General features: G+C 39.3%; 9 protein-coding genes and 1 riboswitch. Of the genes, 3 read left to right on the top strand and 6 right to left on the bottom strand.

Translation table 11 applies throughout. The annotated features are described in order from the left end of the window. Positions 1 to 112 precede the first annotated feature (112 nt). Positions 113 to 224: riboswitch (glycine riboswitch) on the bottom strand. 272 nt (positions 225 to 496) lie between these two features. The 3 genes from ABE613_RS05245 to purF all read right to left on the bottom strand — a co-directional run bounded on the left by ABE613_RS05245 (position 497) and on the right by purF (position 4,996). Then, complete coding sequence (locus ABE613_RS05245; protein ID WP_235231842.1) at positions 497 to 1,861, bottom strand: alanine/glycine:cation symporter family protein; 1,365 nt, start codon at positions 1,859 to 1,861, stop codon at positions 497 to 499. A gap of 234 nt (positions 1,862 to 2,095) precedes the next feature. Beyond that, entirely contained in the window at positions 2,096 to 3,529 is a 1,434-nt protein-coding gene (purB, locus tag ABE613_RS05250) for an adenylosuccinate lyase (protein WP_235231841.1), read from the bottom strand. Positions 3,530 to 3,568: 39 nt separating this feature from the next. Beyond that, positions 3,569 to 4,996: an amidophosphoribosyltransferase gene (gene purF, locus ABE613_RS05255; RefSeq protein WP_235231840.1), complete on the bottom strand. Its 1,428-nt coding sequence runs from the start codon at positions 4,994 to 4,996 to the stop codon at positions 3,569 to 3,571. Positions 4,997 to 5,205: 209 nt separating this feature from the next. Between purF and ABE613_RS05260 the strand changes: the two genes are divergently transcribed. The 3 genes from ABE613_RS05260 (at position 5,206) to ABE613_RS05270 (ending at position 7,606) form a co-directional block, all read left to right on the top strand. Beyond that, positions 5,206 to 6,021 carry a transporter substrate-binding domain-containing protein gene (locus tag ABE613_RS05260; protein WP_235231839.1) on the top strand — a complete coding sequence of 272 codons (816 nt, stop codon included), beginning with the start codon at positions 5,206 to 5,208 and terminating at the stop codon, positions 6,019 to 6,021. A 97-nt stretch (positions 6,022 to 6,118) separates the two neighbouring features. Then, complete coding sequence (locus ABE613_RS05265) at positions 6,119 to 6,805, top strand: amino acid ABC transporter permease (protein WP_235231838.1); 687 nt, start codon at positions 6,119 to 6,121, stop codon at positions 6,803 to 6,805. 15 nt (positions 6,806 to 6,820) lie between these two features. Continuing rightward, entirely contained in the window at positions 6,821 to 7,606 is a 786-nt protein-coding gene (locus ABE613_RS05270) for an amino acid ABC transporter ATP-binding protein (RefSeq protein ID WP_235231837.1), read from the top strand. A 33-nt stretch (positions 7,607 to 7,639) separates the two neighbouring features. Here ABE613_RS05270 and ABE613_RS05275 read toward each other — a convergent pair whose 3' ends face one another. The 3 genes from ABE613_RS05275 to ABE613_RS05285 are packed head-to-tail and all read right to left on the bottom strand — an operon-like array spanning position 7,640 to position 12,984. Next, positions 7,640 to 8,416 carry a hypothetical protein gene (locus ABE613_RS05275; protein WP_235231835.1) on the bottom strand — a complete coding sequence of 259 codons (777 nt, stop codon included), beginning with the start codon at positions 8,414 to 8,416 and terminating at the stop codon, positions 7,640 to 7,642. Then, positions 8,391 to 9,674 carry a DUF5716 family protein gene (locus ABE613_RS05280; protein WP_235231833.1) on the bottom strand — a complete coding sequence of 428 codons (1,284 nt, stop codon included), beginning with the start codon at positions 9,672 to 9,674 and terminating at the stop codon, positions 8,391 to 8,393. The genes ABE613_RS05275 and ABE613_RS05280 overlap by 26 nt, the downstream gene beginning before the upstream one ends. A 19-nt stretch (positions 9,675 to 9,693) precedes the next feature. Continuing rightward, on the bottom strand, positions 9,694 to 12,984 hold the full coding sequence (locus ABE613_RS05285) for a DUF5717 family protein (RefSeq protein ID WP_347375863.1): 3,291 nt from the start codon (positions 12,982 to 12,984) through the stop codon (positions 9,694 to 9,696). Between the last annotated feature and the right edge of the window lie 2 nt (positions 12,985 to 12,986).

A 12,986-nucleotide genomic window follows, 5' to 3' on the forward strand; every position in this document is an offset into this window, starting at 1 on the left:
TTAAAAAAGGACGATTCAAACACAACCATGTGCGTAATCGTCCTTTTCTGTCTTTTGCCCTGATAATGTATTCCTTTAAAGCTTTATCATACAGCACAAGATTCAGAATGTGGTACATTCTCCAGTCCTTTTGCCTGAAAGTTTCGCCTCATATATATTCACCACTTTATATAAGGTTTGCCTCTTCGGCGGTCAAAAACCTGACTCTCTCTTGGAAAATATCATCCCACTCTTATTTTTTATGTATAGACATTTTCAATATATTCTCATTCAAAATCCGACGTGATTTATCGAATTCCTGAATATATTCAATTGCCTATATCTATAATAGCGTATTGTTATTTTTTTTGCAACCGCTATCTTAAAATTAAATTATTTTATGCACATTGCACTAATATTTATTTCTATTTTTGTTGATTTTGCCCTTTGCATTTATTGAAACTTTCTATTCTTCTCAGCAAAAATCTTCATTACTTTCTATAGAAATAACGAATAGTTATTTGTTCTTTTTATTTTTAAAGTAATCATTATGTACTTCTTTAATCACTCCGCTAAGTGCAAACAACGCAAGAATGTTCGGAATAACCATCAGAGAATTGAAGCAATCCTGCATTGTCCATACAAGTTCAACCTCTGCTAGTGATCCAAGGAACACGCAAACCGCCACAATCACAGAATACACTTTTACTGCTTTTGCTCCAAACAGATACTTGATATTAGCCTGTCCGAAGAAATACCATCCAAGGATAGTAGAAAACGCAAAGAACAGCATACATACAGCAATAAAGATATCTCCGCCTTTTCCATATAATGTTGAGAATGCATACTGGCTTAACTCTGCTCCGGTAAGTCCAGTCGGAATAGAATGTGTTGTAATAATTACGAGAGCTGTCAGGTTCAGAATTACGAATGTATCAATAAACACACCAATCATAGCCACAAATCCCTGCTCTACCGGATGATCTACTTTCGCCACTGCATGAGCATGAGGTGTAGAACCCATACCAGCCTCATTAGAGAACAAACCTCTTGCAACACCCTTTGTAAGTGCGAGCTTGATCGTTGCACCTGCCGCACCACCGACAACCGCAGACGGTGCAAACGCACCTACAATAATAGATTTGAACGCATAAGGAATCTCTTTAAAATTATAGATAATGACAATCAATGAACCTATAATATAAAGTGCTGCCATAGCCGGAACAATCATCTCAGTAATCTTAGCAATACGTCCCATGCCTCCAACAAACACAAACAGAGCTACAACTGCAAGAATAGCACCCATAACCCATTTTGGGATTCCAAATGCTGTATTCCATGCTGCCGCAATAGAATTGGACTGCACAGCATTACCCATGAAGCCAAGTGCAAGAACAATCAGGATTGCAAATGCCCCTGCAAGGAACTTACCAAATGGTCCTTGAAATGCTGCACGAATATAGTAAACAGGACCACCTGTCACAACTCCGTCATCACCAATCTTCTTATATTTCTGTGCCATAATTGCCTCTGCATAGATTGTTGCCATTCCAAGGAATGCCGCAATCCACATCCAGAAGATCGCTCCTGGTCCACCGACTGCAAGTGCTGTTGCCGCACCAGCAATGTTACCAGTACCTACCTGAGCTGCAATAGCTGTAGCCAGTGCCTGGAAAGAAGACATACCATCATTTCCCGCCTCGCCTTTTTTGCTGAAAAGTCCACCAAACGTTCTTCTCATTCCTTCGCCGAAGCCCTTTACCTGAATGAAACCAAGTTTCACAGTAAACCAGATACCGCCACCAAGAAGTGCTACGATCAGAATGTAGTTTGAAAGATAACTGCCAATAGTTGAAAAAATGTTATTTAATGCTGCCTCCACAACATGACCCCCTTCATTGTATTGATATTTTGAATAACATTATTCGATGTGTCTATAATATCACTCACCCATTTTTTCTTCAATAATTGCAGAGAATTTTGAAGAATTTTCGTCACTTTTGCCATTTTATGACTTTTAATCAGTCAATACAAAAAAGAAAAATGGCGCAAACACGCCGTTTACGCCATTTAAGATTTTTCAAAAAAACACTTGATTTTTTATTTTTTGGTAATATTAAACATTGATTTCCGCAGTCATGCCAAGGACATCCTTATTGGCATCCAGAACTGGTTTCACAACATTTTCAAGGAACGCTTCTACCTGCACAGATGCACGGCCTGTATATTTTGCCGGATCCATAGTTTTCTTCAGCTCATCCAATGTCAGATTGAATGCCGGATCAGCTGCAATCAGTTCAAGAAGATTATTATCCAGCCCTTTTTCTTTCACATTACGGCCTGCTTCCATTGACAACTCACGAATTCTTTCATGAAGTTCCTGTCTGTCACCGCCAGCTTTCACAGCATCCATCATAATATTCTCTGTTGCCATAAACGGGAGTTCAGACATAAGTCGTTTCTCAATCACCTTTGGATATACCACCAAACCATCTACTACATTCAGACACAGGTCAAGAATACCATCAATTGCAAGGAAACCTTCCGGTACACTGAGACGCTTATTAGCAGAATCATCCAAAGTTCTTTCAAACCATTGTGTCGCAGAAGTGATAGCCGGATTCAGTGCATCAATCATAACATATCTCGACAATGAAGCAATTCTTTCACTCCTCATTGGATTTCTCTTATACGCCATCGCGGAAGATCCTATCTGTGTCTTCTCAAATGGTTCTTCCACTTCTTTCAAATGCTGAAGAAGTCGAATATCATTCGAGAACTTGTGTGCACTTGCCGCAATGCCTGCAAGAACGTTTAATACTCTGGTATCTACCTTACGAGAATATGTTTGCCCGGATACTGGATAGCACGCTTTAAATCCCATCTTCTCTGCGATCATCGGATCAATTTTATCAATCGTCTCCTGGTCGCCATCAAACAATTCCAAGAAACTTGCCTGTGTTCCAGTGGTTCCTTTAGAGCCCAGTAATTTAAGACTTCCTTTTACATATTCCAAATCTTCAAGATCCATCATAAACTCTTGCATCCAAAGTGTTGCACGTTTTCCAACAGTTGTCGGCTGAGCCGGCTGAAAATGCGTAAATGCCAGAGTCGGAAGGTTCTTATATTCATCAGCAAATTTCGCAAGTTCTGCTATTACATTAATCAGCTTTGTTCTCACCAATTCCAAAGCATCAGACATTAAAATGACATCTGTATTATCGCCAACATAACAAGAAGTGGCACCCAAATGAATGATTCCCTTTGCTTTAGGACACTGCTGTCCATACGCATAAACATGCGACATAACATCATGACGCACAATTTTCTCTCTTTCTTTTGCTACATCATAGTTGATATCATCTGCATGAGCTTTTAATTCTTCAATCTGTTCTTCTGTAATTGGCAGTCCCAATTCCTTTTCTGTTTCTGCAAGAGCGATCCAAAGTCGTCTCCATGTTCTGAACTTTTTATCTGGCGAAAAGATGTATTGCATCTCCTTACTAGCATAACGCTCAGAAAGCGGGCTTTGATATCTGTCATTACTCATAATCTGATTCTCCTTTTCTTTTTCCTTGTTACAGATCTACTACTCAAATGCCAGGGAAACATCTTTCCCCGGTACTTTTACTGGATATTTGCCGGTAAAACAAGCATCACAATAGCTCAGATTCCCTACCATATCCTTTAATTTGTCAATCTCCATATATCCCAGTGAATCCGCCCCTATCATCTCACGAATCTGTTCTGTCGTATGTGAATGGGCAATCAGCTGTTCATTAGATGGTACATCGGTACCAAAATAGCAAGGATACAAGAATGGCGGCGAACTGATTCTGACATGAACTTCTTTCGCCCCTGCTTTCTTCAACATTTTAATAATATTGGCACTGGTAGTTCCTCTTACAATAGAATCATCTACCATAACAATTCTTTTCCCCTTGACTACTTCTTCGATAACATTCAGCTTGATTTTGACACTGCTGACTCTCTCACTTTGTTTTGGTTTAATAAAAGTCCTGCCGACATAACTGTTTTTATGAAATGCCATTCCGTAGGGAATTCCAGACTGTTCCGAATATCCTTTTGCAGCTACCAGACCAGAATCTGGCACACCAACTACCAGATCCGCATCCACAGGATAAGACTCTGCCAATGCTTTTCCCGCAACAATTCTCGAATGATAAACATTTACGCCATCCATACAGCTATCTGTTCTGGCAAAATAAATATATTCAAAGATACATCTTGCCTGTTTCGCAGGATGAATTGCCATCGACATGTCGGATTTGATTCCTTTTTTCGTAATGCTTACGATTTCACCCGGTTCCACATCTCTGACAAATTCGGCCCCAACTGCCGCAATCGCGCAACTTTCAGAAGCCAAAAAATAAGTATTATCTCTTTTCCCGATACAAAGAGGCTTGAAACCATATGGATCTCTTGCACCAATCATCTTTCTCGGAGAACTTACTACCAATGCATAAGCACCTTCTATTTTTTTCATGGCCTTTTTTACTGCATCTTCGGCATTCTTCGTCTTCAGACGTTCTCTTGCAATATGATATGCAATCACTTCAGAATCAATCGTTGTCTGGAAAATAGCCCCCGTATATTCCAATTCATGCCGAAGTTCCACTGCATTCGTCAAATTACCATTATGTGCAATCACCAAAGTTCCTTTTACATAATTCAAAACCAGCGGCATAGCATTCTCTGCCCTTGTACCTCCAGCTGTTGAATAGCGGACATGACCAACCCCAAGATTACCATGTAATGCTTCCAATGCTTCGGCATCAAAAACATCATTTACCAGACCAAGTCCTTTTTTAAAATGTACTTTTCTTTCCCCATAAGTATCCGTCACAGCAATACCACAGCTTTCCTGTCCTCTGTGCTGCAACGCAAAAAGCCCATAGTATACATCAGAAGCAACATCGCTTCCGTCCATATCATAGGCTCCAAAAACTCCACATTCCTCTCCCATACCTGTCGTAACTTTTTCAAAGTTATCCATGAATGTAAGCTCCTTACTTATTCTTTTTTTATACCCAAATCATACAAAGTACTGTATCAATGCACTTGACATGCAATACCAGTATAATACAAGGCGTTCAGAAAAGCAATCTCTCTTCTTTAAAAATCCTGTTGACTTTAGTCTGCTAACTTGATAATATTGTAACGTAAAAGAAATATAATTTAACAATAATATTGAGGAGATGTACTATGAAAAAATTTATTGCATTCACGTTATCATTAATCATGGTTCTGTCCTTGGCAGCTTGTGGTTCTTCTGATTCTAAAGAAGACAGCAAGGAGTCAACAGAAAGCCAGAGCGATTCTGATTACGTAAAAGAAAAGGGAACATTGGTCGTAGGTATTACAAATTTTGAACCAATGGATTACAAAGAAGAAGGCAGCGATGAATGGGTTGGTTTTGATGCTGACATGGCAAAAGCATTTGCAGACAGCCTTGGAGTTGATGTTGAATTTGTTGAAATCGACTGGGATAACAAGATTATGGAGCTTGATGGCAAGACCATTGACTGCGTATGGAACGGTATGACATTAACAGATGAAGTTACAAGTGCAATGGAATGCTCCAATGCATACTGCAAAAACGCACAGGTTGTTGTAGTTCCTTCTGATAAGGCAGATCAATATCAGGATACCGACAGTCTTGCTGATCTCGCTTTCGCAGTTGAGACAGGAAGTGCCGGTGAAGAAGAAGTTAGTGCTCTGAATCTTGAGTATACAGCAGTTGCATCTCAGGCAGATGCTCTGATGGAAGTATCTGCAGGAACATCTGATGCTGCTGTTATCGATTTACTTATGGCAGCTGCTATGATCGGAGAAGGAACAAGTTACGAATCCTTAACCCATACAGTAGAACTGAACAGTGAAGAATACGGTGTTGGTTTCCGTAAAGGATCTGATCTGGCAGAAGCACTGAATGAATTCTTCGCTTCCAGCTATGCAGATGGCAGCATGATGGAATGTGCTGAGAAATATGGTGTAAAGGATGCCATTCTTGAACAATAATCAAAATAATAATGTAATGTATATTCATAGAGGGCGGTTTTCCCCGCTCTCTATTTTTCACTAGAATCATTACACAAAGAGAAAGCAGGATAATCCTATGGAACATATAATGGAACAAATGCCGGTTGTCATCAACTCACTAAACATCGGCTTTTTACAAACTTTAAAACTTTTCTTTGTAACATTGATCGGGGCATTTCCTCTGGGTCTGATTATTTCTTTTGGCTCTATGTCCCATTTTAAACCTTTGAGTTATCTTACAAAGTTGATTGTCTGGATCGTACGTGGTACTCCACTTATGATTCAGTTGCTTATAATTTATTATTTTCCTGGACTTGTATTACACAATCCAATCTGGGGCAGTGGTGAAACCGGCCGTTTTCTCGCTGCATCCGTTTCTTTCATTATAAACTATGCTTGTTATTTTTCCGAAATATATCGCGGCGGTATACAAGGTGTTCCTGTAGGCCAGGAAGAAGCCGGTCTTGTACTTGGAATGACTAAAACTCAGATTTTCTTCAAAGTAAAGTTATTACAGATGATCAAACATATTGTTCCGCCAATGTCCAATGAAATCATTACTTTGGTAAAAGACACTTCACTGGCCCGAATCATTGCATTGCAAGAGATCATCTGGGCTGGCCAGGCCTTTATGAAAGGCTCACAGGGAATTTCTGGTGTTATTTGGCCATTGTTCTTCACAGCTGTCTACTATCTGATTTTCAACGGCGTTCTTACTGTTTTGCTTGGGCGTCTGGAAAAGAAACTAGACTATTTTAGATAAAAGGGAGGTCATACAATGGCTATTTTAGAAGTTGAACATATTTGCAAATCTTTTAATAACACAGAAGTATTGAAGGACATCAGTTTTTCTCTGGAAAAGGGGCAAGTCGTATCCATCATTGGTTCATCCGGCAGCGGTAAGACCACTCTTCTGCGTTGTCTGAACTTTTTAGAACAACCAGACAAAGGTATTATCCGTGTAAATGGAGAAACATTATTTGACTATGCGGATCCATCTACACAAAAAGAAACCGCAATTCGAAAAAAACGGCTTCATTTTGGTCTTGTTTTTCAGTCATTCAATCTCTTTCCACAGTACACTGCTCTGGAAAATGTTATGCTGGCCAAAGAATTATTAGCCAAAGAGCAGCCTGATTACAAAGCAAAGAAAAAGGAAATCCACGAAGAGATCAAATCACAGGCCGAGAACCTTCTCATTCAAATGGGTCTGGAAAATCGTATGGATAATTATCCTCATCAATTGTCCGGAGGACAATGCCAGCGTGTCGCAATTGCCCGCGCATTAGCACTTCAGCCTGATATTCTCTGCTTTGATGAACCAACTTCCGCACTGGATCCAGAGCTTACCGGAGAGGTATTGAAAGTAATCAAAGAACTTGCAGACAAGAACACTACAATGATTATTGTCACACATGAAATGGCATTTGCAAGAGATGTTGCCAATCAGGTGATTTTCATGGACGATGGATACATTCTCGAACAGGGAGATCCTTACGAAGTATTCGAACACCCTAAAGAAGAACGTACAAAACAATTCCTGTCTCGATTTACACAAGGATAACACAACAGGCACCTTTTTCAGGTGCCTGTAAATTTATACTGTTTTCTTATCCGTTCTGCGATATTCCTTTTTCCACTGTACCAGCTGTTCTTCCGGCATATCTATATCAATTTCCTTTTGCACTTCTTTCATCTCGTCTCTCAAAAGAGAATTCACACTCAGGTAAATAGGATTTCCTGATAACATTTTCACATATTGATCTTCCGGCATAAAACGATAACAGCAATAAAGATATGCCTTCAACAGATCTGATTCCTCGCATATTCGATAGGCTTCCTGATACATCCTGGCAGCTTCCTCATATAAAAACAGATGTCCATAAGCCGCTCCCAGACATGCATACACCTTACCATAAAACATCTTGGGCACAGAATCATCCCACTCCTGATTGATGATAGACTGATATACCAGTATCGCAGTTTCATATTCTCCACTATTTTGCAAACTGTCTGCTTTATACTTTGTTCGTTCTACATCTTTCTGGTTCTGAAGATGTTCTAACAAACTCTGGATCTTATTAATATCCGCCGCTGCATAAATCGTTGATTCTCTCAAAATTGTCAACACAAATTGCTCCATCGAACAGTTCTGCCTCAATTCTTCGCGCAGCTTATCAGCCAGCTCTTTCATATCTAATTCAGTGTCAATCCAATTACAAAGCTGTCTGTTTATAATCGTATAATCAATCAGATACAGATTGTTGCATATATAATAGCACAGTTCCTCTATCGTATAGATTCTCATATGAACTCTGGATATCTCGTATGGTTGTTTTGCTTTTTTTCTATGACATAGAATTAAACTGCCCATTGATTCCTCCTAAATGTAATATCTTCTCTACCTGAAAACCGGACGACAGGAAAAATTCTCCAAATCCGACATCTTTAAATGTGAGCTTACAGGTACGTTCATCCATAAACATTGCTTCAATCTGAATTCTCAGAGAATAATCTCTTCTTTCAGGGAGACCTTCCAGCGAAACCGTTTCAACCTGAAGTTCTTCTCCTGCCAATGTCTCTACGTGAATTTCGATATCTGAGGTATCTTCCAGGATCACATCCCATTGTCCATCTGCTTCATACCAATGGGTTCCCCATGAGACAATTGGATACCAGCCTTCCTGACCATTCACCCGCATACGCAGACATATCTGCTCCGTCATCTTGGTTTCATCCAGATAGACCGGTCCCTCATCATAATCAAGACATTTTCGGATTGATGTATAGCACGCTCCTTTACTGTACAAATTATTGCCTAGGAAAGCTCTCCTTCCATTACAAAGTACTTTCAAAGAATTCGGATACCAATTATTCTCAAATCCCTCTCCCGTCAAATATACGGAAGATACTACCTTTTTCTCAAATACGCTCTGAATAAATGTCTTAAATCGCTCATCCGCATCTTTTGCTTTATCAACATTTAGTACCGGATAGATTGCTTCCAGCTCCTTCATACGCGCATTTGCCACTTCATCAACTGTCACGAACATATCTTTTCCTCTGCCACTGATTGCATTCAGTTTCCGCAGCATATAAGCCCGTATCTCATGCGCATCACAATAGAATAATGCTGATTCATACTGCCACAACTCTTTTGGTTGATAAAACATATAATGACAAAAACTCTCTTTATAATCCTGAACACATACTTTTTCTTTCGGAACGCCAAGATGCTGACCAATTCCTTTCATCATTTTTGACATATCAATATTTGTAAACGGAACTGTAAACGTTATAAATTTGATATCTTCAAATTCTTCCAGTGTCAGACTAACAAACTTGGCGAGGAGCCATACTGCATCGTGATTACGTGCACCAACTCTTACTTTTTCTCGATGTACCGCCTTATTAAAAAGATCGGTTATCGTACATCCCTCATTGATTGCCGCAAGCCTTTTCGCCTCTTTTCCATAAACCCAATGTTCTTTATAATATCCTAATACCAGAGGAATCTGATAATTATCTACGGAAACTTCCAGTGTCTCAGGTTCTTCTTTGTTCTCGTCGTAATAACTGATCTGGCAATTCTTTTCATTTAGATCATAGCCCAGAATACTGCCCCTTTTCATTATCATATCCTCCTCTCTCCTAATAAATCTTAAATAAATGTTCTGCCATAATTTCTTCTTCCTGGTACTCTATCATCGCTTTTCTGCGCGATGCAGGCGCCATCTTAGTCATATCATTTAACTTTCCATATTTTCCAGAGCCTGCAATTTGTTTCTCATTTTTCAACACAGATTTCTCTGTAGTGATATCCTCTTTTTCCCTGCTTTCCGCGAAATAATAACTCACGGATTCATCGTCGTACAGGACAAATTGTTTTACATACAAATTCTCATATACCGGCATCATGGCTTCACTTTGATACCCCAATCCATCACGGTTCCCTTGTTTTACTTTGTAATACAAAGTAACTCTGCTTCCTGGCGCTGACTGATAAGAAATCATTGTCTTATCATACAATTGTACTTCTCTAAGCCATTCTTTCTTATATTGCAGATAAAACGGGAAAACAATCTGTTTCTCGCACATCTCTCTCAATACTTGATGAAGGATTACTTCCAAAGCCGCAGTATAATCTCGTCCGGAATAATACTTTAAAAGCGCAACTTTACAGATATCCGGTAATTCTTCTTTTTTATCACATTCATTTGCAATCATATCAAATACACAGGATTTCAAGCTTCGTCCATATACCACATATTCTCTGGATACATATGCCAGATACGCCTGTTTCAAACGAAAATAGACATTATCAGACATATAGTAATCTTCAAATATCTCTTCTTCCTGAAACAGATTTTCAGAAAATAGCATCTGGGTAATTATACGCTCTCCGACTTTGAATGCAGGGATTCCATATTCCCGTAATACTTTCCAGAGTTTTTTCATATCTCTGGTCGCACCGCAGTAATAATTCGCAAGATACATCAGAGTCACCTTATCATACTGCTGTCTTTTGAACAATTCAATACAAAGATAATTTAAGAACTCATCTTCTTCATAATTATCCTCACGAATCCGTTTACTGCACATGCGAAATACGTCTTTTTCATCAAATGCATTGATTCCTTTAACTTTTATTTTTTCAAACGTCGGCTCTTCTTTTTCATTTTCCTGCTTCCAGATTCCCGTTGATGCCGCATACTTACGACACATATCAAGGAAACGCGGTTCATAAAAGAGCCGTCTTGTCTCATATACAATAGAATCCGTATAATGACGTCCTTCTACAGATTCCCATACAATCCTTGATTCTTTATCATACAGGAAAATAATTGCACCATCTTCATCGTATGGAACTCTCTGCCGGATTGCTCCATCTTTCTCAATTACAAGAACACAATTCATGTTTGGAACTTTCGTCTTGATCTCATAAGAATAACAGATGTCCCGCATGGCTTCCATCCGTTCTGCCGTCATCTCTTCTTCCTGGCAGAATCTCTTATATAATATTCGAAGAGACTCTGTAATATGGCGCTTCATCAATTGATCCCATGTAAACGCCACCATTTGTTCCCTATAATTCAAGTATAAATCTCCAGCCGTTTCTTCATAGGTTATCAGATTGGCATAAAGAAAAGCTGCCTTTTTATAATTCAGCGAATTCCCATGCATAAAATACAACAGAATTGTCTTTGGAAGTGGTCCTCTGGCATTGTCTTCATCAATAGTCATCATATAATACTCGTACAACTGCGCGATCTTTAATTCCGCATCAACTGCACGCTGATACCACACAAAATAACGCTTCTGTGTCTTATTTCCTTTAATCAGAAGGGTACAGATAGTATTCAGAATCATTGGCTCATTGTACATCTTATATATACGCTCCAAAATCCGGAACATAGAATCACTGTAGTTCTTCTGCTGACTGGCAAAATTCGACACGTACAATGCTAATTCCTTCGTCATTAAACGGTATTTGGATGCAAAGTTCAGAACCTGCATCTCAAATGCTCCAAGTTTTTTCAAAAGTGTCGGCTTCTCCTGATAGCACAAATATGCTTCCAGATAGAATAATACACCGTGTATTCCGTATTCGAACTGTTGCTCTAATACTTCAATTCTTTTATATGCATTCTTATATCTAGGATCAAGATCTAACAACATGCTCAGAAGGACCCATGAATCTTGATGACGCATATAAGTCTTGCCTATCTCATCAAGTACACGCTCTACATGATTCCCCTTACCTCTGACAAGCGCCGTCAGATAAAGATAATAACAATTTGTCACAGGATCCTTTCCGATTGCAAATCTATTATAATTATAATTTTCAAGAATCCATTTTGCTTCTTCTACTTTATTACCTGCAAGATAAATCTGAGCCTGCATCAACTGGTAGAGTTCACTCTGCGGCTCTAACTTTCGAAGTGCAGTCATCTTCTCAACTGCACTGTCGATCCAATTTTCCAGCTTAATCCTTCCGCCAATATACCCAACATATTCTTTCAATATCTGCGCAAGCAGAAGTTCCGGTACTCTGTGATTTTCATGATATTCCTGATTCTGCAGAACTTCAATCTCATATTTCAAGGTCTCATAAGGTGTAACAAACTTAAGCGCACCATAATTACGTCCAGCATGCAAACGCTCCGGACGGACTACATATTCAATCTCATGCGCATTCCCCACAAAATCTTCAGTGCTGATTTCCGGCCGGGATACTCGAATAAACCCACCTTCAGTCTCAATATGAATCGGCATATATCCCCAGGTATTCTTCATCAGCGTCAAAGTTCCCTTGGTAGGTTCCGAAATATCCTCAAACAACATACCTTCTCCCGGCAAAGTCAGAAAGATACACTCTTTCTGTTTTATTCCTACCAGGAATTCTTCCATCGCCTGTTCACCAAGTGACCATTTCCGCATATTATCATAAAGATAAAATGTTCTCTCATTTTCATATTTTAATATCTCATAGAATTCTTTGGAACGGAATAATCTTCCCGCCTCAGAAAAATCCTTAATGGCAAGCTTACGAAAATCATCCGTACTCTGCACTTTACCATAAGACGTCATCACATAAGGCTTCTCAATAATTGCAGTAAATGACAGTTCATACTCTCCGCCGCTGCACACAACTGTGAATTTTCCTTCTTCTACATGTCCAGGACGCAATCCTCTTCCATCATAAGTAAATTCTATTTTTGCAGGATTCCCCTCGAATCCCTGGTCTTTAAAATGAACGCGAAAAGAAGACGGGTAGACCAACCCCCGTATTGTTCCCTCACTATTCGCCTTAATTGTAAAACTCCCCCGATATACTTCCCCTTCTCCTATAATGAGAACCAGATTTGTTTCATCAAATATGACATCAGGTTGTTTGAGCTGAAAGTCTCCTTTGGAAAATTTCTGGATTTTATTTTTCAAGT

This window comes from Dorea chungnamensis, from assembly GCF_039832125.1.
Taxonomy (GTDB): Bacteria; Bacillota; Clostridia; order Lachnospirales; family Lachnospiraceae; genus JAFBIX01.

Coding starts and splice junctions, on each gene's coding strand:
- purB (WP_235231841.1), bottom strand. CDS start 3,529: ATGAGTAATGACAGATATCAAAGCCCGCTTTCTGAGCGTTATGCTAGT.
- purF (WP_235231840.1), bottom strand. CDS start 4,996: ATGGATAACTTTGAAAAAGTTACGACAGGTATGGGAGAGGAATGTGGA.
- ABE613_RS05260 (WP_235231839.1), top strand. CDS start 5,206: ATGAAAAAATTTATTGCATTCACGTTATCATTAATCATGGTTCTGTCC.
- ABE613_RS05265 (WP_235231838.1), top strand. CDS start 6,119: ATGGAACATATAATGGAACAAATGCCGGTTGTCATCAACTCACTAAAC.
- ABE613_RS05270 (WP_235231837.1), top strand. CDS start 6,821: ATGGCTATTTTAGAAGTTGAACATATTTGCAAATCTTTTAATAACACA.
- ABE613_RS05275 (WP_235231835.1), bottom strand. CDS start 8,416: ATGGGCAGTTTAATTCTATGTCATAGAAAAAAAGCAAAACAACCATAC.
- ABE613_RS05280 (WP_235231833.1), bottom strand. CDS start 9,674: ATGAAAAGGGGCAGTATTCTGGGCTATGATCTAAATGAAAAGAATTGC.